General features: G+C 58.9%; 19 protein-coding genes. 14 read left to right on the top strand and 5 right to left on the bottom strand.

Features of this window, described 5'->3' with window-relative positions; translation table 11 throughout:
- Positions 1-20 precede the first annotated feature (20 nt).
- The gene (gltA, locus tag QA646_RS06415) at positions 21-1,310 is read right to left on the bottom strand and encodes a citrate synthase (protein WP_283058201.1); all 1,290 of its coding nucleotides are present in this window, start codon (positions 1,308-1,310) and stop codon (positions 21-23) included.
- Positions 1,311-1,590: 280 nt separating this feature from the next.
- On the opposite strand from gltA, the gene QA646_RS06420 reads away from it, so the two are divergent.
- Entirely contained in the window at positions 1,591-4,050 is a 2,460-nt protein-coding gene (locus tag QA646_RS06420) for a ComEC/Rec2 family competence protein (protein ID WP_283058202.1), read from the top strand.
- Here the strand turns inward: QA646_RS06420 and lexA are convergent.
- The 4 genes from lexA to QA646_RS06440 form a co-directional block, all read right to left on the bottom strand.
- Positions 4,031-4,753 (bottom strand): transcriptional repressor LexA, encoded by a 723-nt coding sequence (lexA, locus tag QA646_RS06425; protein ID WP_283058203.1) that lies wholly within the window; start codon positions 4,751-4,753, stop codon positions 4,031-4,033. The genes QA646_RS06420 and lexA overlap by 20 nt on opposite strands.
- Positions 4,754-5,142: 389 nt before the next feature.
- The gene (locus tag QA646_RS06430) at positions 5,143-5,634 is read right to left on the bottom strand and encodes a DUF2721 domain-containing protein (RefSeq protein ID WP_283058204.1); all 492 of its coding nucleotides are present in this window, start codon (positions 5,632-5,634) and stop codon (positions 5,143-5,145) included.
- 106 nt (positions 5,635-5,740) lie between these two features.
- On the bottom strand, positions 5,741-7,774 hold the full coding sequence (locus tag QA646_RS06435) for a mechanosensitive ion channel domain-containing protein (protein ID WP_283058206.1): 2,034 nt from the start codon (positions 7,772-7,774) through the stop codon (positions 5,741-5,743).
- 68 nt (positions 7,775-7,842) lie between these two features.
- Positions 7,843-9,024: an alpha/beta hydrolase gene (locus tag QA646_RS06440; RefSeq protein ID WP_283058983.1), complete on the bottom strand. Its 1,182-nt coding sequence runs from the start codon at positions 9,022-9,024 to the stop codon at positions 7,843-7,845.
- 579 nt (positions 9,025-9,603) lie between these two features.
- Here QA646_RS06440 and QA646_RS06445 point away from each other — a divergent pair.
- The 13 genes from QA646_RS06445 to QA646_RS06505 all read left to right on the top strand — a co-directional run bounded on the left by QA646_RS06445 (position 9,604) and on the right by QA646_RS06505 (position 21,989).
- Positions 9,604-10,491, top strand: a complete 888-nt coding sequence (locus QA646_RS06445) for a VOC family protein (RefSeq protein WP_283058207.1) — start codon at positions 9,604-9,606, stop codon at positions 10,489-10,491.
- Positions 10,488-11,327 (top strand): 3-deoxy-8-phosphooctulonate synthase, encoded by an 840-nt coding sequence (gene kdsA / locus QA646_RS06450; protein ID WP_283058208.1) that lies wholly within the window; start codon positions 10,488-10,490, stop codon positions 11,325-11,327. Before QA646_RS06445 ends, kdsA begins: the two co-directional genes overlap by 4 nt.
- 149 nt (positions 11,328-11,476) lie before the next feature.
- On the top strand, positions 11,477-12,751 hold the full coding sequence (eno, locus tag QA646_RS06455) for a phosphopyruvate hydratase (protein ID WP_283058209.1): 1,275 nt from the start codon (positions 11,477-11,479) through the stop codon (positions 12,749-12,751).
- Between the two features lie 282 nt (positions 12,752-13,033).
- Positions 13,034-13,345: a septum formation initiator family protein gene (locus tag QA646_RS06460; RefSeq protein WP_283058210.1), complete on the top strand. Its 312-nt coding sequence runs from the start codon at positions 13,034-13,036 to the stop codon at positions 13,343-13,345.
- 157 nt (positions 13,346-13,502) lie between these two features.
- Entirely contained in the window at positions 13,503-14,546 is a 1,044-nt protein-coding gene (gene pdhA / locus QA646_RS06465) for a pyruvate dehydrogenase (acetyl-transferring) E1 component subunit alpha (protein WP_283058212.1), read from the top strand.
- Between the two features lie 17 nt (positions 14,547-14,563).
- Entirely contained in the window at positions 14,564-15,961 is a 1,398-nt protein-coding gene (locus QA646_RS06470) for a pyruvate dehydrogenase complex E1 component subunit beta (RefSeq protein ID WP_283058213.1), read from the top strand.
- A gap of 15 nt (positions 15,962-15,976) precedes the next feature.
- Positions 15,977-17,329: a pyruvate dehydrogenase complex dihydrolipoamide acetyltransferase gene (locus QA646_RS06475; protein WP_283058214.1), complete on the top strand. Its 1,353-nt coding sequence runs from the start codon at positions 15,977-15,979 to the stop codon at positions 17,327-17,329.
- 138 nt (positions 17,330-17,467) lie between these two features.
- A complete protein-coding gene (locus QA646_RS06480; RefSeq protein ID WP_283058215.1) occupies positions 17,468-18,109 on the top strand; it encodes an SGNH/GDSL hydrolase family protein in 642 nt (213 codons plus the stop codon).
- A gap of 132 nt (positions 18,110-18,241) precedes the next feature.
- Positions 18,242-19,705, top strand: a complete 1,464-nt coding sequence (gene lpdA / locus QA646_RS06485) for a dihydrolipoyl dehydrogenase (RefSeq protein WP_283058216.1) — start codon at positions 18,242-18,244, stop codon at positions 19,703-19,705.
- A gap of 55 nt (positions 19,706-19,760) precedes the next feature.
- Entirely contained in the window at positions 19,761-20,015 is a 255-nt protein-coding gene (locus QA646_RS06490; RefSeq protein ID WP_283058217.1) for a GlsB/YeaQ/YmgE family stress response membrane protein, read from the top strand.
- Positions 20,016-20,028: 13 nt separating this feature from the next.
- Positions 20,029-20,277 carry a GlsB/YeaQ/YmgE family stress response membrane protein gene (locus tag QA646_RS06495; protein WP_120704105.1) on the top strand — a complete coding sequence of 83 codons (249 nt, stop codon included), beginning with the start codon at positions 20,029-20,031 and terminating at the stop codon, positions 20,275-20,277.
- A gap of 36 nt (positions 20,278-20,313) precedes the next feature.
- Positions 20,314-21,285, top strand: a complete 972-nt coding sequence (gene lipA, locus QA646_RS06500) for a lipoyl synthase (RefSeq protein ID WP_283058218.1) — start codon at positions 20,314-20,316, stop codon at positions 21,283-21,285.
- A 128-nt stretch (positions 21,286-21,413) separates the two neighbouring features.
- Entirely contained in the window at positions 21,414-21,989 is a 576-nt protein-coding gene (locus tag QA646_RS06505) for an AAA family ATPase (RefSeq protein ID WP_283058984.1), read from the top strand.
- Position 21,990 lies beyond the last annotated feature (1 nt).

A 21,990-nucleotide genomic window follows, 5' to 3' on the forward strand; every position in this document is an offset into this window, starting at 1 on the left:
TTTGTTGGCTGCTTTTCGGCTTAACGCTTGGAAACCGGAACGTATTCGCGGTTCGGTGCGCCGGTGTAGAGCTGGCGCGGGCGGCCGATACGCTGGTCCGGATCTTCGATCATCTCGTTCCACTGGGCGATCCAGCCGACGGTGCGGGCGAGAGCAAACAGCACCGTGAACATGGTCGTGGGGAAGCCCAGAGCCTTCAGCGTGATGCCGGAATAGAAGTCGACGTTCGGGTAAAGCTTCTTCTCGATGAAATAGTCATCGGTCAGCGCAATACGCTCCAGTTCGATCGCGATGTCGAGCAGCGGATCGTCCTTGATGCCGAGTTCGCCGAGAACCTCGTGCGCCGTCTTCTGCATGATCTTGGCGCGCGGATCGTAGTTCTTGTAGACGCGATGGCCGAAGCCCATCAGGCGGAACGGATCGTTCTTGTCCTTGGCGCGGGCGATATATTCCGGAATGCGGTCGACCGTGCCGATTTCCGTCAGCATGTTGAGCGCAGCTTCGTTGGCGCCGCCATGGGCCGGGCCCCAGAGGCATGCAATGCCGGCGGCGATGCAAGCGAAGGGATTGGCGCCGGAAGAACCGGCGAGGCGAACCGTCGATGTGGACGCGTTCTGCTCATGATCCGCATGCAGGATGAAGATGCGATCCATGGCGCGGGCAAGCACCGGATTGACCACATATTCCTCGCAGGGCACGGCAAAGCACATGCGCAGGAAGTTCGACGCATAGTCGAGATCGTTCTTCGGGTAAACGAAGGGCTGGCCGATATGGTACTTGAAGGCCATGGCGGCGAGCGTCGGCATCTTGGCGATCATGCGCAGGCTCGCGACCATGCGCTGATGCGGATCGGTGATATCGGTGGAGTCGTGATAGAAGGCCGACAGAGCGCCGACGCAGCCGCACATGACGGCCATCGGATGCGCATCGCGGCGGAAGCCGGTGAAGAAACGGGACATTTGCTCATGCACCATGGTGTGGTGCACGACCCGGTAGTCGAAGTCTTTCTTCTGGGCTGCGGTCGGCAATTCGCCGTAAAGCAGCAGGTAACAGACTTCGAGGAAATCGCCGTGTTCAGCAAGCTGTTCGATCGGATAACCGCGATGCAGCAGAACGCCTTCGTCGCCATCAATAAAGGTGATTCTGGACTCGCACGACGCGGTGGAAGTGAAGCCAGGATCATAGGTGAAAGTGGAGGTGTTCTTATAAAGGGCACCAATATCAATGACACTTGGGCCGATGGTTCCGGTCTTGACCGGCAAATCCACCGTCTTTTCACCCCAAGTTAGTTTCGCGCTTTGTTCCGTCATGCTGATCCTCCAAGATTTGGCGGGATTGACGCCTTAAAAAGCGCCAAAGGGTTAAGCGACTAACGATTAGCTATATGATCCAGAGCCTAATGCCAAGTTATCGTTACGCCTATTTGTGCATTGCGGCATCAACTTTTGGGCACTGCGGTAGACAGGCTCGTTTTGCGCTAACGTGAAATGGCGTCATTTGTTGGAGATTAAGCCGATTTCAGTTGAATTCACCTGATGGTGACGGCAAAACTCTCGCAAGAGCTGTAGTTTTGCGTGGGCGTTGGAGTGTATGCCTAATTTAGAGGCACCGGATCCGCAGGTGGAGAGTAGGGAGTTTACTGCGGTTGCCGAGCGCGAGCGTGGCATCGAAGCTGCTGTCTCCCGTCTCAAAGCGACGCAGCCGGAGCGGACACAGGACCAGGCTGCGCTACTTGCTCGTTTTCGCCTTGCGGCAGGCAGCATCAGACTCGGCATTTACCATTTGGTCGAAGAAGAGGCGGCGTATGGTCGCGCGATGCTGTTCGCGCCGGTCTATATCGGCGTCGGTGCGATCTTCTGGTTCTCCGTCGGAGCCGATCCCCCGCCGCAGGCTGTTTTTACCGCTCTCCTTATCTTCGCAGCCGCTTTTTTTCTCCAGCAGGAGGCGGGGCGAGTGCTGCGGCATTTGCTGTTTGCCGGCATGCTGGTGTTCTCGGGCATGGCTCTGGCGCAATGCGAAAGCTGGCGGGCATCGACGGTGATGCTCGACTCTGCGGTGACGACCACCATCACGGGGCGGATCGAACGTCGCGAGGCCGATGACAAAGGGCGTTGGCGCTATGTCGTTGCCCTGGAGGCAACGGAAAAACCGGCCATTCGCCGGCCGCCGGCGCAGGTCACCATTTTCGTGCGCAAGCAGCTCCAACCTTTTGAACTCGGCGATCGCATCCAGGGCAAGGCGCGGCTGACGCCGCCGGCCGGACCCGCCTTGCCCGGTCTCAACGATTTCGCCTTCAGCGCCTATTTCGATGGCACCGGCGCGAATGGCTTTGCCTATGGGACGCCGACGCTATTGTCACCAGCCGGTGATGCCGTTCAAGGGTCGATTCTCGACAAGGCGGATATCTGGCTTGCGCGTTTGCGCAGCAGCATCGGCGACAGGATCAGGACACTTCTGCCCGGCGATACCGGCGCGTTTGCGGCGTCGCTTGTCACCGACGAGAGACGGGCGATATCGGATGAGACGACGGAAGCGCTGCGGACGTCTGGTCTTGCGCATATCATCGCTATCTCCGGTCTGAACATGGCGCTCTCCGCAGGCATCTTCTATGTCGGCCTGCGCTATGCTCTCAGCCTGTTTTTCGGCGTGGCACAGGCTTGGCCAACGAAGAAGATCGCAGCCTTCGGCGCGTTGATCACGGTGACGGCCTATTATCTCATTTCCGGCTTCGGGGTATCGGCAGAGCGCGCTTTCATCATGATGGCGATCATGCTGGTCGCCGTGCTCTTCGATCGGCCATCCCTCAGCCTTCGCAATGTGGCGCTGTCAGCGATCGTCATCCTCATTCTGTCGCCGTCGCAGGCACTCGGTCCAAGTTTTCAGATGTCTTACGCGGCGACGTTGGCACTGGTGTCCGGTTATTCGCTCTGGACGAAAAGACCGCATCGGGAGAGCATTCTCTCCCGGTTCCGGCTCATGCGTCCGCTGCTCTTGGTCTCGCGCTTCTTCGGAGGCATATTGTCGACTTCCTTTATCGGCGGCGCATCGACCGCTATCTTCTCGATAGAACATTTTCACCGATTGGCGACATATGGTCTTCTCGCCAATCTGGCGGCGATGCCGGTCGTCTCCTTTATCATCATGCCATTTGGCATGGCGGCTACGATGCTGATGCCATTTGGCGTCGATGCTCCATTCTGGCAGGTCACCGGCGCGGGACTTGATGTCGTCATCGCCATTGCCAAAACGGTCGCCGCTTGGGGTGGCAATATTCCTTTTGGCCGGCTACCGGTCTGGCTGTTTCCGACGGTCATAACCGGCTTCTTGCTGATGACCTTGCTGAAAACACGATTGCGGCATGCGGGTGCGCTTGTGATCCTCGGTTCGGTCGCCGTCGTGACCCTCAGCCCCGGTGTCCCAAAACCCGATCTGATGATCTCCGAGGATGGCACGCTGGTCGCCTTGCTGCGCAATGGTGCGTTGACGACCAATCGTGAAAAACCGCCCGATTTCATCTTCGGGCAGTGGCAAAGAGCCCTGGCGATCACTGAGCAGCAACCGCCGATGATGCTTCCGCCCGACAGCCAGCTCCCTAAAATCAGCAAATCGGACAAGCATCGCCGCCTGAGTTCCGAAGAACAGAGCGCAGTTCGAAAGGCGATGGATGCTGCACTGGACGATGCCGGGCAGGGCGGCTTCGCCTGCCAGAAAGGTGCGTGGTGCGTGGCAATGCTGGAGAATGGTGAGATGCTTGTCACCATTGAAGACGCTGCCTATCTCGCTGCGGCCTGCGACACTGCCAATATTGTCGTCACTCCCGTACGGCTGCGTCTGGATCGCTGCCGCTCCGGCGCGATGCTTTTTACCGGCGCAACGCTACGCCGGACGGGAGCTATCGAAATGAACCTCAGCGCCGACAAACCAGCAATAACGACTGCGTTCGACAATCTGACGCGGCCATGGAGCCTTCATCGCGCCTATGACTGGCGAACGGGCACTTTCGGAGCGCCGATCGCACGGGTGTCACCGGTCAGTGATAGCGGCGAATGAGGCCGACAAGCTTGCCTTGCACCTTCACACGATCCGGCCCGAAGATGCGGGTCTCGTAAGCAGGGTTCGCCGCTTCAAGCGCGATCGAGGCGCCCTTGCGACGAAACCGCTTCAACGTCGCCTCCTCATCATCGACGAGAGCAACGACGATGTCGCCAGGATTGGCAGTCGTGGCATTGCGGATAATGACGGTATCGCCGTCGAAGATGCCGGCATCGATCATCGAGTCACCCTTGACCTCCAGCGCATAGTGCTCGCCGGAGCCAAGCATGTCGGCGGGAACGGTGATGTCGTGGGTATTGTTCTGGATGGCCGAGATCGGAACGCCGGCGGCGATGCGGCCCATGACAGGGACCGAGACCGAACTGTTGTTTTCCTCATTCACTGGCCTGCTGGGAGCGGGTGGCGGCACAAGCTGCGGCTTGCCAAGGCTGCCCTCGATGACGCTTGGCGAAAAGCCGCGGCGCGGCTGTAGGCTCGGGCTATAGGCCTCCGGCAGCTTGATGACCTCCAGTGCCCGGGCCCGGTTCGGGAGGCGGCGTATGAAGCCGCGCTCTTCCAAAGCTGTGATGAGACGGTGAATGCCGGACTTGGACGCAAGGTCCAGCGCATCTTTCATCTCATCGAAAGATGGCGGAACACCGGACTCCTTCATGCGCTCGTGAATGAAGAGAAGCAGTTCCTGCTGCTTGCGCGTCAACATCGTTTTGAACCTCGGGACTGAGAAGGCGTCGTGAAACAAATCCAGAACGAACACTATATGTTCCATATGTGTTCCGCAAGCCCTTAAATTTTGGTGAAGATTTTGTAAGCGCATCAAATAAACGGGAACATAACAAGTCCTGGCCGGATGGATTTTCCCGATGTCTACGCGCTAAGCGGCGGAAATATATGCGAAAACTCGCAGCGTAAAATTTCGCCGGTCGGAAGCGACCCATCCCAAAAGCAATGAAAAGCCGCGTTGTTTGCTCAATAAGCTCTTTGGAGGACGATGCTCTACGAACGATGGAGAGCAAGCTGCAGATTAGGCAAGGAAGATCGGATTTCAGAGCGGCTGAGACTGGCGCAGTCACTAGTAAATTGGACCTGATTTCAATAGGTTGATTCCTTTCTCGAACTCCTGTGCCTATGTTCGAGCAAGGTGCGATCGTTTGCGATCTGCCTCAGCATGCTGTGCCCAGCCAGAATCATTTCGAAGAGGAAGGCCACAAAAGCGCCCATGAGCGCGATGACGGCAAGGCCGAAGAACCAGAGCAGCATCTGCTCGCGGAATTGCTGGCGAATCGCTCCGCTCATGAGGCCGAGCGTCGCAAGGCATGTGCACACACCGGATGCCGTGCCGAGCAGGACAGCAATCTCGAGCGCCAATGTTCGCCGCCGCAGATAGTAGAGTTGCAGCAATCGCGTTTCATCCGGGTCCTCCGAGGTCACCCGTTCGAAAAGGCTGTTGACCCGGTCGGAGACGCGAGCGAGCCTGGCCGAGAAGACATTCAGACACCCGGCAGTGCCGGCCAGCAAAAAGACCGGCGTCAGCGCTATTTGAATAACGTGTGCGGCAGCAGACGTTAGCTGGTCGTTCAGCACGCTTGATCTCCTTCCTATCCAACGTTGTCCGCTATCAGGTTCGGGGAGTTGCTTCGCCGAGGAAGCGCCTCAGTGTGAGCGAGGGGGCCGATCTCACGCGAATGTTTCACGTCGGTGGCGCCGGCGATTGTGGCATCTGTTCAGCGGTTCTCTTTTTGTGCATCGTCAAAGCGGCGGCAGCGACGTCGGATTTCTCCTCCCCGCCCACTTGGACAGTCGGCTGAGCGAATTCGATACCGTTTTCCATGAAGGCGTCGCGGATCATGGTATAGGCTTGCCGCCGGATGTAGGTTTGCCGACCGGGAAGGACGGTGAAGGCAAAGCTCAGTTCGATACCGAAGTCGCCGATCTGTTCGACGCCCTTCATTTTCAGGGTCTCGAGGATTTGCGGCCCGATTTCCGGATCTTCCTTCAGCTGCTCTCCGATTTGCTTCGCGATCTTTTTCGCCTTGGCCACGTCGGTGTTGAAGGGAACCCGCAGCAGGAATTTGTCGATCGCCCAGTCGCGGCTCATGTTCTGAACGGCGCCCAGTTCGCCGAATGGAACCGTGAACACCGGACCGCGATGATGCCGAAGCCTGACGGAACGCAGGCTGAAGGATTCCACCGTTCCCTTGTAACTGCCGCTCTGAATGTATTCGCCAACACGGAAGGCATCGTCCATGAGGTAGAAAATGCCGCTGACGATATCCTTGACGAGCGTTTGCGAGCCGAAGCCTATCGCAACGCCGAATATTCCGGCGCCTGCAATCAGTGGTCCGATCTGCACGCCCATTTCGGACAGCACGGTAAGGACGGCGGCCGCGATGACGATGGCTGCAAGCGCGTTGCGAAAGATCGGCAGCAGGGTGCGAAGACGGCCCGCGCGCGCGGCTTCCGCCGACAGCGAGGATGCGTCGTGATCGGCAACACTCAATCTCTCGTCAATGAATGCCTTCGACAATTGCCAGCAGAGATCGGCTAAGATCAGGATGACGACGCTCTTCAGCGCACCGCGAACGGCGGCGTCGATTGCCGGATTTTCTCGAGCGAGAATGTTGGGATCATAGTGCCAGATGACTGTGATCCAGGCGACCGCGGCTGCGATGACGATCGCCCGCGCGCCGCGAACGGCCAGCACCATGCGGGCGCTGTTCTTGTTGTCGCCGGGCCATCGTCCCTTAGCGAATGCCTCTGCTGTTCGTCCAACCGCGGACAGCAGTCCCGGAAGAATAACGGCATAGACGCCAAGCCAGAAAAGGCCGAGGAAGTTGGCCACCCAGAGAAGCCAGAGGCAGATTGCGTAGACTGAATAGAGGGTGTTCATAAGCGCAAGCTGTCTGGCGGCTGTTGCATGACCTGGTCGCCGCCATACGGCTTCGAGCGCGATCAGCAACAGGAGAATGGAGAAACCGTGGGAAATGACGGTGCCGACATCTCGGTCGATGGAGAGCGGCTCGGTCAGCGATGTCGTTGCGCCGGCTATGGCCAGAACGGCGATGAAGAGACAGGCCCTACGATAGCTGAAAGGCGACAGAGCGCCTGCGTCCCTCGATAGCTTGCAGAAGGCAAACACGAGGCGAGCGGCGATGAAGGCCAGCAGATAAAACAGGACCACCACATGCAGAAGCGGCGGCCAGTCGATGGCCAGGAAAATGGCGGAGCTGACGAGGGTGAAAGTGATCCATGGCCCGAATCCCCCGATCGTATGGGCGACAAGAGGATTCTGAAATCGCGCTTTGAGGACGGCTTTTTTGAAAAACCATTCCCCAACAAGACCGACGCAGATCAATGCGGTGAGCATGACGAACGCGGGCGCAAAACCGTTCTCCCTTGCTTGCTCGCGCACCCTGCGCGTTGCGTCGGTGAGCTGCACAGTGACATTTGGGATCGCTGCCCGCAGCGCCTGATATCGCGCCCGCGTGCGAGCCTCTCCGGTTTCGATCAATGTCGCCGTCGCTGTAGCTGCGGCTGGCTGCTCAGCCGCCTGCCGCTTTTCCAGCCACTGGCGCAGCTCCGGATCATTCATCAAGCGAAGCAATTCGGACACTTTTGCGGGCGGTGCTGCAGGGGTCGTTTCGGCAACCTGCGCCTGGCACAGTTGCGGCGCGATGGCCACGAATAGGAGAACGAAAGCAGCAGGGATCAATCCACGAAACATTGGGACAACCTCGAAACCGGTTCATTCGTAAGGGAAGTCATCAATTGCCTCCTGCCGATCTCAGCCGTTCAATTCGTTAGCTCACGCTGCTGGGGGTCGCTTTTCAACGTGTCTTCGATATCGGGACCTTTGGGCTCGGTTGTCTTGCCGTTTTCGATCGCGGTGACGGGTGCAGCCACCGTCTTGGCAGCGACCGTGCCAACGCTCTTGACCGTTCCGGCAATCACAGCGGTGATGTCGTCGCTCAGCTTTATGTCGGAATCGGTGAGCGGCTGCCCGGCGACCAGGCGGGTGCCGATCAGCTTGACGATCTCCGGGCTTTCCGCGAATTTTCCGTGATTGAGGCTGTCTCCCGTTTTCACCTTGGTAAGATCGATCGCGGTAATCCCGGCGCGTTCGAGCTTGGTGCGATAGGGTTCGTCGGCCGGATTGATGGCGCCCAGGCGATAGACATCGCCCGATATCAGCCGGGAGACCGCCAGCGCCCGGTCGTCCTGGGAAACGAAGATCGTGAACTTTGGCCGCGGCGCACCCATCTCAACGAACTGTTTCGCGAAAACGTCGATGTCGATATCCGGCGATGCCAGGATGACGTTGCGGATCTTCGGGTTCACGCGGCCGTCCCGGATGCCCATCTGGCGCAACGCCTCCATGGCGAGCCAGGTGCCCATGGAGTGCGCCATGATGGTGATGTCTTTGACATCGGGATCGCTTGACAGGGTTCGAAGGGCTGTCTCAAGCGCCGTTCGCGAATAATTCGTGCTCTCTTTATCATAGTTATAATCGAGAAGCCTGGCGCGTGACGGCCAGGTAAAGAGCATCGGCGTCACATGGGCGTCTGAATCGTGCACGATCTGCGCGAGCCTGAAGACGGAATCCTCGTATCTGTTGTTGAAGCCATGAACGAAGACCAGCACCTTTCCGTCGACGGTATGCTGGCTGAACCAAGCGCGACCTTCCGCGATGGAATGCAGTTCGTGAACCCGGGTTACCGCAAAGTCCGTCTTTGGATCCGGCGGCAATTTCTTCGGCCATTGCAGGGTTCCGGGTTTGCGATTCGGTGGTATCGAGATAGCGATGTCGGTCAGATATGGCCGCGGGCTCCGCTCGCCGGAAAAAAGCGTATTCGGATCACCCGACGGCGCGCGGCTGGTCGCAACCAGCATGTCAACGGTGGAGCTGTGTGGAATGGCGGTCGACAATGCGACCGGCTTCATAACTCCCTTGGCATGCCCGGCGCATCCCGCCATGGCAAGGCCAAGACATGCCACTAGCCACAACACCGCGCGTATGGGCGCCCCCTCGACGGACATCGAACGTATGCCTTCCCCCAGGCATTCGACAAATCGGACGAAGTACTGCCGTAAAAATCGAAGTAACGGCAGGCCGTCCTTCTGTTTCCGAGATCGGATTGTGAGTTGCGTTAGCTTTGGACAATCCAAAATGGAAGAATGCGCATTTTTGTTTGCCGCCAATCGGGAATGTCGTCGAGACCACCCTTACCGCGATCATTCCCCTAAGACTGCATCTCAGTTCCATTATCATATTATGATGATCGAATTATTGCGTTTCCGCAAGCAAGAGTTCTACCCTGCAATATACCTCATTACGCTAAGTTGGCGAAAGATATGGCTCATCTGGAGTGTGGTCTGCGGCAGGAGGCCTGATCGTCCCTTTCGCCGTTTGATCCCTCATGTTTTCGTTTCTATCTCTCTCATGCGTTTTGATGCGCTGGGTTCATGCGCTCGCATCGCGTCGTGCAGTGGCGCTTTGATCTTGAATTGAGCGGCGGATGGGCGCAAACCTGCGGACGCATGAAGGGAGAGACCATGACCTCATTGCCACATCCACTCGATCATCTCGTGCTGCCGACAGTCAATATCGACGTGGCGCGGGATTGGCTGGGCAAGCTCGGCTTTACCGTCGCTCCCGATGCCCGCCACCCCTTCGGGACGGAGAATGCCTGCGTTTTCTTTTCCGACAACATCTATCTGGAACCCTTGGCTGTTGCGTCCCGGGAGCAATGTCAGGCGAGCGCGGCGGAAGGCAATGTTTTCGTCGCCCGTGATCAAGCTTACCGTTTTCGCATCGGCAATGAAGGTTTTTCGGCCATCGTTTTCGGCACGGAGGATGCGGCCGCCGATGACGAGCGGTTCCGGGCCAACGCAATGTCGGCTGGTGACATGCTGGATTTCGCAAGGCCGATGCGCATGCCGGATGGCTCGGAAGTGACGGCAGGTTTCCGACTGGCCTTCGCAGCCGATCTGCGCTCGCCGGATTTCTTCACCTTCTGCTGCCAGCGCATCAATCCGTTGCCGACCGATCGCGGCTCGTTGGAGCGGCATGCCAATGGCGTGACCGGCATCGCTAAAATTGCCGTATCGACGCTGAATCCGGCTGCTTTTCGTGGCTTTTTCGAGCAGGCGGTGGGTGGACCAAAGATCACGGATCATTCCTTCGGCCTGACTGTCCATGCGGCCAATGCAAGGATCGAGGTCCTGACCCCGGAAGGCATGGAAGCCTTTTACGATTTGCCGGTTTCGGCGGAGGATCCCGGCCTTCGCGCGCAAGCAATCCTTTTCAAGACGCGCGATCTTTCCGTGACATCGGCGCATTTGACTGCTAACGGCGTCACATACACGCGTAAGAACAATCGTATTCTGGCAAAGCCCGCCCCCGGACAGGGCGCGCTGTTCGCCTTCGAGGAGATAGCATGAGCACCAATTCCGAAATCACCGTCGGCGAGGGCGCATCCAAGGTTCTGTTTTCCAATAACGCTAAGCTGTCGCTGATTGCCGGCCCCTGTCAGATGGAAAGCCGAGATCACGCCTTCATGATCGCCGGCGTATTGAAGGAACTTTGCGACAAGCTCGGTATCGGCCTTGTCTACAAGTCGTCCTTCGACAAGGCTAACCGCACGTCGCTCTCGGGCAAGCGCGGCATTGGGCTGGAAATGGCGCTGGAAGTCTTTGCCGATCTGAAAAAGGAATACGGCTTTCCAGTTTTGACTGACATTCATACGGAAGAGCAGTGCGCCATCGTTGCCAAGACGGTCGATATTCTGCAGATCCCGGCTTTCCTGTCGCGCCAGACAGACCTTCTTGTCGCAGCCGCCAAGACCGGCCGCGTTATCAACGTCAAGAAAGGCCAGTTCCTTGCGCCTTGGGACATGAAGAACGTGCTCGCTAAGCTGAATGACAGCGGCAACCCGAATATCCTGCTCTGCGAGCGCGGCGCGTCCTTCGGTTACAATACGCTCGTTTCCGACATGCGCTCGCTGCCGATCATGGCAGCAATGGGCGCACCGGTGATTTTCGATGCGACGCATTCGGTACAGCAGCCGGGTGGGCAAGGAGGTTCGACCGGCGGAGACCGCCGATTTGTCGAAACCCTGGCACGCGCAGCGGTCGCTGTCGGCGTCGCCGGCGTCTTCGTCGAAACACATGAGGATCCCGACAATGCGCCGTCCGATGGTCCGAACATGGTGTACCTGAAGGACATGCCGCGGCTTATCGAGAAGCTCCTGGCTTTTGACGCGATCGCCAAGGCCTGAGAAATGGGAGGCGGTCAACAGGCTGACATGAACTTGCGCTACGCGGCCTGTAGGAGCCTCGATCGAGGATGTGGAGCGGCATTGTAATTTTCGCATCTTCGACTAAGACAGATTTCAATCGATTTATAACCAGCGAGCAGGAAGCTATCATGACCGCAATCACCGACATTATCGCCCGCGAGATTCTCGACAGTCGTGGCAATCCCACCGTCGAAGTCGATGTGTACCTCGAAGATGGCAGCATGGGCCGCGCTGCGGTTCCGTCGGGTGCGTCAACGGGTGCACATGAAGCCGTCGAAGTTCGCGACGGTGGCAAGCGTTATCATGGCAAGGGTGTCGAGAAGGCCGTCGAAGCCGTCAACACCGAGATCTTCGATGCCATCGGCGGCATTGACGCGGAAAACCAGATCCAGATCGACAACATCATGATCGAGCTCGACGGTACGCCGAACAAGTCGCGCCTCGGCGCCAATGCCATCCTCGGCGTGTCGCTCGCAACCGCCAAGGCCGCTGCCCAGAGCGCCAACCTGCCGCTCTACCGCTATGTCGGCGGCGCCCACGCCCGCCTGCTGCCGGTTCCGATGATGAACATCATCAACGGCGGCGCCCATGCCGACAATCCGATCGACTTCCAGGAATTCATGATCCTGCCGGTTGGCGCAGATACCCTCCGTGACGCGGTGCGCATGGGTTCGGAAGTCTTCCACGTTCTGAAGAAGGAACTGGCTTCGCAGGGCCACAACACCAATGTCGGCGACGAAGGCGGCTTCGCGCCCGGCCTCTCCAGCGCCCCGGCAGCCCTCGACTTCATCATGAAGTCCATCGAAAAGGCCGGCTACAAGCCGGGCGAGGAAATCGCTCTCGGCCTCGACTGCGCTTCGACGGAATTCTTCAAGGATGGCAAGTACGTTCTCGAAGGTGAGGGCCGCACGCTGGAATCCGGCGCCATGGCCGAATACCTTGCCGAACTCGCCGCCAAATATCCGATCATCTCGATCGAAGACGGCATGGCCGAAGACGATTGGGAAGGCTGGAAAATCCTGACCGACCTGGCCGGCAAGAAGACGCAGCTCGTCGGCGACGATCTGTTCGTTACGAACTCGGCTCGTCTGCGCGACGGCATCCACATGGGCGTTGCCAACTCGATCCTCGTCAAGGTCAACCAGATCGGCTCGCTGACGGAAACGCTCGACGCCGTCGAAACCGCGCACAAGGCTAATTACACCGCCGTCATGTCGCACCGTTCGGGTGAAACCGAAGATTCGACCATTGCCGACCTCGCCGTTGCGACCAACTGCGGTCAGATCAAGACCGGCTCGTTGTCGCGTTCCGATCGTCTTGCCAAGTACAACCAGCTCATCCGCATCGAAGAAGCGCTCGGCCCTCAGGCACAATATGCCGGCCGTTCCATCCTTCGCGGCTGATAGTGCATACCTCTGAAAATCCGCGGAATTTTCGGAAAGGCCTAATCGGCGTCGGATAGCGATCCGAGTCTCCTTATAGGCCAACAATTTCCAGATCTTGAACCGCGCCTCCGGGCGCGGTTTTTTGTTGGGAAAATGGCAGAGTCAACGGATGATTAATCTCTGGCGGCTAGTGTTCTCATGGATGTTTGATTTAGCGTGATCTTATCGGAAACCATTTCGCAGTCCGTCGTGCGGCTGGGTTCAAGATCATTCTCGGCAGAGCGTTTTGAGCGAGCGAGTATGTGGACAAAATATCATAAGAAGAGAAAGTTCGGTCGTTTCGTTCTTCCCGCCATCACTGTCGCCTTCGTGAGCTATTTCGGCTATCACTGCGTTCACGGCGATTACGGTCTGAAGGCGACCGAAGTCTTTGAGAAGCTGCGCGTCGATCGCAGCAAGGAACTCGCCGATCTCGTCGCCAAGCGCGAACACCTTGAAAAGGAAGTAGCTTTGCTCAGCGATGGTTCGCTGGACAAGGATATGCTCGACCAATATGCGCGCTATCAACTGACCTACTCCAAGGCCGACGAGATCGTGATCTTCAACAAATAGTCGTAATTAACCGATTTTCGGTTAATTGCCTTTTTTATAATCATATCAATCGCTTGCGAAGAATATGAGCCATGCAATTATAGCATTGCTGTGGCGAGCAATCTTCCCTATGTTACGCGGCACTACATGACGAGGCCACTCACATAGGGAGAGTTGAATGGCGCCGCGAAAATCCGCGTCCGTTTCCAGCCGCAAGACAACATCCAAGCCTGCCAAAGATACCAATGGCGGTGCGATCGCGGAGTTCGACCGCGATGCGGAGCTCAAAGCCTATCGTGAGATGCTCCTGATCCGCCGCTTCGAAGAGAAAGCCGGCCAGCTCTACGGCATGGGCTTCATCGGCGGCTTCTGTCACCTCTACATTGGCCAGGAAGCTGTCGTCGTCGGCATGCAACTGGCGCTGAAGGAAGGCGATCAGGTCATCACCGGCTACCGCGACCACGGCCATATGCTGGCGACCGGCATGAGCGCCCGTGGCGTCATGGCCGAGCTCACCGGACGCCGGGGCGGCTATTCCCGAGGGAAGGGCGGCTCCATGCATATGTTCTCCAAGGAGAAGAACTTCTACGGCGGGCACGGTATCGTCGGCGCGCAGGTCTCGCTCGGCACCGGTCTCGGCTTCGCCAACTGGTATCGCGGCAATGACAATGTCAGCGTCGCCTATTTCGGCGATGGCGCCGCCAACCAGGGCCAGGTCTCCGAAAGCTTCAACATGGCGCAGCTCTGGAAGCTGCCGGTGATCTACGTGATCGAGAACAACCGTTATGCCATGGGCACGTCGACGGCCCGCGCAACCGCGCAGGCCGACTTCTCCAAGCGCGGCTCCTCCTTCGGCATTCCCGGCATTCAGGTCGATGGCATGGATGTCCGCGCCGTCAAGGCTGCCGCCGACGAAGCTGTCGAATATTGCCGCTCCGGCAAGGGTCCGATCATCCTGGAAATGCTGACCTATCGCTACCGCGGCCATTCCATGTCGGACCCGGCCAAGTATCGTTCCAAGGACGAAGTGCAGAAGATGCGCTCCGAGCATGACCCGATCGAGCAGGTTCGTGCCCGCCTTCTGGAAAAGGGCTGGGCGTCGGAAGACGAGCTGAAGGCGATAGACAAGGATGTCCGCGACATCGTCGCCGACAGCGCCGATTTCGCCCAGAACGATCCGGAGCCGGATGCATCCGAGCTCTACACTGACATTCTGCTCTAATCGGGGAGGGACGATCCATGCCCATCGATATTCTTATGCCCGCCCTGTCTCCGACGATGGAAGAGGGCACTCTTTCCAAATGGCTCAAGCAGGAAGGCGACAAGGTTACTTCCGGTGACGTGATTGCCGAGATCGAGACCGACAAGGCCACCATGGAAGTGGAAGCCGTCGACGAAGGCGTCATCGGCAAGCTGCTGGTTCCGGCCGGTACGGAGAACGTCAAGGTCAACGCCAAGATCGCCGTGCTGCTGCAGGATGGCGAATCGGCCGATGCGATTTCGGCTGCTCCGGCTGCCGCCCAGCCGGCTCCCGTCGCTGCTCCCCAGGTCGCCCAGGAAGAGAAGCCGACAAATACCGGCTCTGCTGCCGCACCGGTTCCGGCCGAGCCGAAGGCATCCGTTCCGAACGATCCGGAAATCCCCGCAGGCACCGAAATGGTCTCCATGACGGTGCGTGAGGCGCTGCGCGATGCGATGGCCGAAGAAATGCGCGCCAATGCGGACGTGTTCGTCATGGGCGAAGAAGTCGCCGAATATCAGGGTGCCTACAAGGTTACCCAGGGCCTGCTGCAGGAATTCGGTCCCCGCCGCGTTGTCGACACCCCGATTACCGAGCATGGTTTTGCCGGCGTCGGCGTCGGTGCCGCCATGGCCGGTCTTCGTCCGATCGTCGAATTCATGACCTTCAACTTCGCAATGCAGGCGATCGACCAGATCATCAATTCCGCCGCCAAGACGCTTTATATGTCCGGCGGCCAGATGGGCGCTCCGATCGTCTTCCGCGGACCGAACGGCGCGGCTGCTCGCGTCGCCGCCCAGCACAGCCAGGACTATGCTGCCTGGTACAGCCATATTCCGGGCCTTAAGGTCGTCATGCCCTATACGGCAGCCGACGCCAAGGGCCTGCTGAAGGCCGCAATCCGCGATCCGAACCCGGTCATCTTCCTTGAAAACGAAATTCTCTACGGCCAGCACTTCGACGTGCCGAAGCTCGACGACTTCGTTCTGCCGATCGGCAAGGCCCGCATCCATCGTTCCGGCAAGGACGCAACGGTCGTCTCCTTCGGCATCGGCATGACCTATGCCACCAAGGCGGTTGCCGAGCTGGAAGCCCAGGGCATCGATGTCGAGTTGATCGACCTTCGCACTATCCGCCCGATGGACCTGCCGACAATCATCGAATCCGTCAAGAAGACGGGTCGCCTGGTGACCGTCGAGGAAGGCTATCCGCAGTCTTCCGTCGGCACGGAAATCGCCACCCGCGTCATGCAGCAGGCCTTCGATTATCTCGATGCGCCGATCCTGACGATCGCTGGCAAGGATGTGCCCATGCCCTACGCTGCCAATCTCGAGAAGCTGGCGCTTCCGAATGTCGGCGAAGTGGTCGATGCGGTGAAAGCCGTTTGCTACAAATAAGGGGAGGGCTCTTCGATGCCTATCAACATCACTATGCCTGCCCTCTCGCCGACCATGGAAGAGGGTAACCTCGCCAAGTGGCTGGTCAAGGAAGGCGATAAGATCAAGTCCGGTGACATCATCGCCGAGATCGAGACCGACAAGGCGACGATGGAAGTCGAAGCCGTCGATGAAGGTACGGTTGCCAAGATCGTCGTTCCTGCTGGCACCGAAGGCGTCAAGGTCAATGCGCTAATCGCGGTTCTGGCCGGCGAAGGCGAAGATGTCTCCGCCGCTGCCTCGGGCGCTGCCGCTTCGGCTCCAGCACCTGCCGCGCCAGCACCAGCATCGAAAGCGGAAACGGCTCCGGCTCAATCCGCGCCGGCCGCACAGCCCGCGCCGGTCGTGCCTGCCGCCCTTGCGACGGATGGCCATCGCACCTTCGCCTCGCCGCTCGCTCGCCGTCTTGCCAAGGAATCCGGCATCGATCTGACTGCGCTCGTCGGCTCCGGCCCGCATGGCCGCGTGGTCAAGAAGGACATCGAGGCTGCCGTTTCCGGCGGTGTCGCCAAGGCCGCTCCGGCGGCTGCTCCCGCTGCCCAGCCTGCCGCTGCTGCGCAGGCGCCGGCCGCAGCCACTGCGAAGGGCATGTCTGATGATGCCGTTCTCAAGCTGTTCGAGCCCGGTTCCTACGAGCTCGTGCCGCATGACGGCATGCGCAAGACGATTGCCAAGCGCCTGCAGGAATCCAAGCAGACGATCCCGCACTTCTACGTTTCGGTCGATTGCGAACTCGATGCACTGCTGGCGCTCCGCACGCAGCTCAACGATTCGGCTCCGAAGTCGAAGGATGGCGCACCGGCCTATAAGCTTTCGGTCAACGACATGGTCATCAAGGCCTTGGCGCTGGCGCTGCGCGACGTTCCGGATGCCAACGTATCCTGGACCGACAGCAACATGGTCAAGCACAAGCATTCCGATGTCGGCGTTGCCGTTTCCATTCCTGGCGGCCTGATCACGCCGATCATCCGCAGCGCCGAGCTGAAGACGTTGTCTGCCATCTCCAACGAGATGAAGGACTATGGAAAGCGCGCCAAGGAACGCAAGCTGAAGCCTGAGGAGTACCAGGGCGGTACGACGGCCGTGTCCAACATGGGCATGATGGGCGTCAAGAACTTCTCGGCCGTCGTCAACCCGCCGCATGCGACCATTCTGGCCGTCGGCGCGGGCGAGCAGCGTGTGATCGTCAAGAAGGGTGAAATGGCCATCGCCACCATGATGAGTGTCACGCTGTCGACCGACCATCGGGCCGTCGACGGTGCGCTCGGTGCCGAGCTGCTGTCAGCCTTCAAGGGCTACATCGAAAATCCGATGGGGATGCTCGTCTGAGCTTAGAGCCGGATGATTTTAGGTCGAGTCGACCTGAAATCTGAATCCGCTCTAGAATGAAATAGGTAGAGCGTGATGTCGCCCGAAAACCGCTTACACTTTTCGGCATCACGCTCTGGTCGCGACACGGAGGCATGAATGACCAAGACCGTTCTGTGTTATGGCGACTCGCTGACATGGGGCTATAACGCCGAAACGATCGGTCGTCATGCCTACGAAGATCGGTGGCCGAGCGTGCTGCAGAAGGCACTCGGCGACCAGGTGCAGATCATTCCGGAAGGACTGAACGGCCGCACTACCGCTTTCGACGACCATCTCGCCGATTGCGACCGTAACGGCGCGAAGGTATTGCCGACGATCCTGCATTCGCACGCGCCGCTCGATCTCGTCATTGTCATGCTGGGCACCAACGACATGAAGCCGGCAATCGCCGGTTCGGCCTTTGCTGCCTTGCAGGGCATCAGCCGGTTGATTGAGCTTATACGCAATCATGCATGGGCGTTCGACTATGAGGTCCCCGACATTCTGATCGTGGCGCCTCCTGTCATCACTGAAACCGCGAACGCGGCCTTCGCCGCCTATTTCCTCGGCGCGATCAGCGAGTCGGCGAAGCTTGCGACGCTCTACCGCGATCTGGCCGATGAGCTTGGCTGCGGCTTTTTCGATGCCGGCACGGTTGCCGTCACCACACCATTAGATGGCGTGCATCTCGACGCAGAAAATACCCGAGCGCTCGGTCGAGGCCTCGAGCCGATCGTGCGAATGATGCTCGGACTTTAATTATTTGATTACGCATGATCTTACCTGAATACCGCTTCATAACATTCGCTTTGCGGTTCTTCGGTTCGCCATCGTGCTTCGGAAAAATCAAGGCGGGCTGAGCTTCGGCCGCCAACCAAAGGCAGGAAACATATGGCTGAGAATTACGACGTCATCATCATCGGCTCTGGCCCGGGCGGCTATGTCGCCGCCGTGCGTGCGGGCCAGCTTGGCCTGAAGACGGCGATCGTCGAACGCGAGCACCTGGGCGGCATCTGCCTGAACTGGGGCTGCATCCCGACCAAGGCGCTGCTGCGTTCGGCCGAAATCCTTGATCATTCCAATCATCTCAAGGAATACGGCCTTGTTCTCGAAGGCAAGGTGACGCCCGATGTAAAGGCGGTGGTCGCCCGCTCGCGCGGCGTTTCCGCCCGCCTCAACATGGGCGTCGGCTTCCTGATGAAGAAGAACAAGGTCGACGTGATCTGGGGCGAGGCCAAGATCACGAAGGCTTCGACCGGTGCTCAGCCTGGCGAAATCGTCGTCGGCAAGTCGACCAAGCCCGTTGTCGAGCCGCAGCACCCGCTGCCGAAGAACGTCAAAGGCGAAGGCACCTACACTGCCAAACATATCATCGTCGCAACGGGCGCCCGTCCGCGTGCACTTCCCGGCATCGAGCCGGACGGCAAGCTGATCTGGACCTATTTCGAGGCCCTGAAGCCGGATTTCCTGCCGAAGTCGTTGGTGGTCATGGGGTCGGGCGCAATAGGCATCGAATTTGCGAGCTTCTATCGCTCGCTGGGCGTCGATGTCACCGTTGTCGAAATCATGCCGACCATCATGCCGGTCGAAGACGCCGAAATTTCCGGCATCGCCCGCAAGCAGTTGGAAAAGCGCGGCCTGAAGATCTTCACCAAGACGAAGGTTACCAAGGTCGACAAGGGAGCGAACAGCATCACCGCGCATATCGAGACCGAGGACGGCAAGGTGCAGCAGATCACGGCCGACCGCATGATCTCCGCCGTCGGCGTGCAGGGCAATATTGAGAATCTGGGTCTGGAAGCGCTCGGCGTGAAGACCGATCGCGGCTGCGTCGTCATCGATGGCTACGGCAAGACCAATGTACCGGGCATCTATGCGATCGGCGATGTCGCCGGCCCGCCGATGCTGGCGCATAAGGCCGAGCATGAGGGCGTGGTCTGTATCGAGAAGATCGCCGGCCTGCCGAACGTGCATCCGACCGACAAGAGCAAGGTGCCGGGCTGCACCTATTGCCAGCCGCAGGTCGCCTCCGTCGGCCTGACGGAAGCCAGGGCGAAGGAACTCGGCCGCGACATCCGCGTCGGTCGCTTTCCGTTCACGGCCAACGGCAAGGCGATTGCGCTTGGCGAGGACCAGGGTCTCTGCAAAGTCATCTTCGACAAGAAGACCGGCGAACTGCTCGGCGCGCATATGGTCGGCGCTGAGGTCACAGAACTGATCCAGGGCTTCGTCGTCGCCATGAATCTGGAAACGACGGAAGAAGAACTGATGCACACGATCTTCCCGCATCCGACCGTTTCGGAAACGATGAAGGAAGCCGTGCTGGACGCCTACGGCCGCGTGCTCAACGCTTGATAATATCCTGGCTCGCCCTTTATCCAGTGGGTGGAAATTTGCAAAGGAAATCATCATGTCTGTTAGTACTGAGGCTTGGGTCGTTTTTCTGTTGATCGGTCTGGTGGCGGGATTTCTCGCCAGCCTTGTCGTCGGCGGTGGCGGCCTGATCAGTTGTTTGTTGAGCGGCGTGATTGGTGCTTTCGTGGGCGGGTTCCTGTTCAATTGGCTGGGAATTTCGCTGGGCATACAAAATGCGCTCGTGGTTGAAATCATTCACGCAACGGTGGGCGCAATCATCGTCGTCTTGTTCGCAAGGGCGATAGCGTAGGGGTGAAGGTGGGATGGAAGGCGTGGGCTGGTTGGGTCTGATCATCATCGGCGGTCTTGCGGGGTGGCTCGCGGGCAAGCTGATGGAGGTGCGCTATGGTATCATCCTCAACATCGTTCTTGGCATTGCCGGCTCGGTTGTTGCCGCGGGCATTCTGGTGCAACTGCATGTCGGCGTGCCCGGCGGTCGGCTCGGTTATTTCGTCACCGGTTTCATTGGTGCATGCATTCTGATATTTCTCGCCAAACTCGTGCGGCGATGAATAGGCCGCGAGCAAGCGGCGGAAAGTAGACGTTTCATGGTCACGATTCTCGACACGATCAATCCGGAAGCAAAGCGCATTAGGCATCCGGAAAAGGCGCATCGGCCGGATACGGAAGTTCTGCGCAAGCCGGACTGGATCCGCGTCAAGGCGCCGACATCGAAGGGCTATGCCGAGACCCGCTCGATCGTGAAGGAGCATAAGCTCGTCACTGTCTGCGAGGAGGCCGGTTGCCCGAACATCGGTGAGTGCTGGGACAAGAAGCACGCCACTTTCATGATCATGGGCGAGATCTGCACGCGCGCTTGCGCCTTCTGCAATGTCTCGACCGGCAAGCCGAATGCGCTCGATATGGCCGAGCCTGAAAACGTCGCCAAGGCTGTCAAGGAAATGGGCCTTAGCCACGTCGTCATCACCTCCGTCGATCGCGACGATCTGGAGGATGGCGGTGCCGAGCACTTCGAAAAGGTGATCTGGGCGATCCGCGCCGCTTCCCCGACAACCACGATCGAAATCCTGACGCCGGACTTCCTGCGCAAGCCGGGCGCTCTCGAACGCGTCGTTGCCGCCAAGCCCGATGTCTTCAATCACAATCTGGAAACAGTACCGTCGAAGTACCTGACGGTGCGTCCCGGCGCCCGCTATTTCCACTCGATCCGTCTGCTGCAGCGGGTCAAGGAACTCGATCCGACCATGTTCACCAAATCGGGCATCATGGTCGGCCTCGGCGAAGAGCGCAACGAAGTGCTGCAGCTCATGGACGACCTGCGCACGGCCGACGTCGACTTCCTCACCATCGGCCAGTATCTGCAGCCGACCCGCAAGCATCATCAGGTCATGAGCTTCGTCACCCCGGACGAATTCAAATCCTACGAGACGGTTGCCTACACCAAGGGCTTCCTGATGGTCGCCTCCAGCCCGCTTACCCGCTCGTCCCATCACGCCGGCGACGATTTCGCCCGGCTGCGGGCCGCCCGCGAGAAGAAGGTTCTGCTGGCCGCAGAGTAAAATTCCAATCTCTTGCCTTTTGAATGAACCGCGGCGATTGTGCCGCGGTTTTTGTTTCTACCGTCATCAGATCATCGTCTGCGCTATGGCCTCTGAGAGTGGAGGAAAACGTGATGGATCAGATCACAATGAACTTGCATAACGAGGCGATCGACCTGAGACAGGCGGCGGATCATATCCGCAGCGCTGACCGCATTCTCGTGATGGGCTGCTCCGGCGGCGGTAAATCGACCTTGTCTCAGGAGATTTGCGCGCGGTTGGATCTGCCTTATGTCTCGATGGATCGCGAGTTTTTCTGGCTGCCGGGCTGGGTTAAGAGAGACAAGGCCGAGGAGCGCGCCCTGATCGCGGCAAAAGTTGCCGAGGAGCGTTGGCTGATCGATGGAACGGCGCCATCCAGTTTTGATCTGCGACTGCCGCGCACGGAGTTTGTTCTTTGGGTGCGTATGCCGCGCTGGCTGTGCATGTGGGGCGCTTTGTCGAGAGCACTGCGCTGGCTGGGCCGGTCGCGCCCGGACATGGCGCCAGGTTGTCCCGAGCGCATCGATTGGGAATTCCTGCGTTACATCTGGGATTGGGAGCGCAAATTTGCTCCCAAAGTCCTGGCCGGCCTCGCTCAACACGGCCCGGATGTGCCTGTTCTACAGCTAAAATCCCGCGGCGAAATGCGCCAGCTTCTTGATCTTCTGAGCCTTCCTGCTTAAT

The sequence above is a fragment of the Rhizobium sp. CB3090 genome (assembly GCF_029714285.1).
GTDB lineage: Bacteria > Pseudomonadota > Alphaproteobacteria > Rhizobiales > Rhizobiaceae > Rhizobium.

Bases quoted from the DNA above. Each gene is read 5' to 3' on its own strand.
- QA646_RS06435 (WP_283058206.1), bottom strand. From the start codon at position 7,774: ATGTTTCGTGGATTGATCCCTGCTGCTTTCGTTCTCCTATTCGTGGCC.
- QA646_RS06490 (WP_283058217.1), top strand. From the start codon at position 19,761: ATGTCTGTTAGTACTGAGGCTTGGGTCGTTTTTCTGTTGATCGGTCTG.
- gltA (WP_283058201.1), bottom strand. From the start codon at position 1,310: ATGACGGAACAAAGCGCGAAACTAACTTGGGGTGAAAAGACGGTGGAT.
- lpdA (WP_283058216.1), top strand. From the start codon at position 18,242: ATGGCTGAGAATTACGACGTCATCATCATCGGCTCTGGCCCGGGCGGC.
- pdhA (WP_283058212.1), top strand. From the start codon at position 13,503: ATGGCGCCGCGAAAATCCGCGTCCGTTTCCAGCCGCAAGACAACATCC.
- QA646_RS06420 (WP_283058202.1), top strand. From the start codon at position 1,591: ATGCCTAATTTAGAGGCACCGGATCCGCAGGTGGAGAGTAGGGAGTTT.
- QA646_RS06460 (WP_283058210.1), top strand. From the start codon at position 13,034: ATGTGGACAAAATATCATAAGAAGAGAAAGTTCGGTCGTTTCGTTCTT.
- kdsA (WP_283058208.1), top strand. From the start codon at position 10,488: ATGAGCACCAATTCCGAAATCACCGTCGGCGAGGGCGCATCCAAGGTT.
- lexA (WP_283058203.1), bottom strand. From the start codon at position 4,753: ATGTTGACGCGCAAGCAGCAGGAACTGCTTCTCTTCATTCACGAGCGC.
- QA646_RS06470 (WP_283058213.1), top strand. From the start codon at position 14,564: ATGCCCATCGATATTCTTATGCCCGCCCTGTCTCCGACGATGGAAGAG.
- QA646_RS06475 (WP_283058214.1), top strand. From the start codon at position 15,977: ATGCCTATCAACATCACTATGCCTGCCCTCTCGCCGACCATGGAAGAG.
- QA646_RS06480 (WP_283058215.1), top strand. From the start codon at position 17,468: ATGACCAAGACCGTTCTGTGTTATGGCGACTCGCTGACATGGGGCTAT.
- QA646_RS06505 (WP_283058984.1), top strand. From the start codon at position 21,414: ATGAACTTGCATAACGAGGCGATCGACCTGAGACAGGCGGCGGATCAT.
- eno (WP_283058209.1), top strand. From the start codon at position 11,477: ATGACCGCAATCACCGACATTATCGCCCGCGAGATTCTCGACAGTCGT.
- lipA (WP_283058218.1), top strand. From the start codon at position 20,314: ATGGTCACGATTCTCGACACGATCAATCCGGAAGCAAAGCGCATTAGG.
- QA646_RS06495 (WP_120704105.1), top strand. From the start codon at position 20,029: ATGGAAGGCGTGGGCTGGTTGGGTCTGATCATCATCGGCGGTCTTGCG.
- QA646_RS06440 (WP_283058983.1), bottom strand. From the start codon at position 9,024: ATGGCGGGATGCGCCGGGCATGCCAAGGGAGTTATGAAGCCGGTCGCA.
- QA646_RS06445 (WP_283058207.1), top strand. From the start codon at position 9,604: ATGACCTCATTGCCACATCCACTCGATCATCTCGTGCTGCCGACAGTC.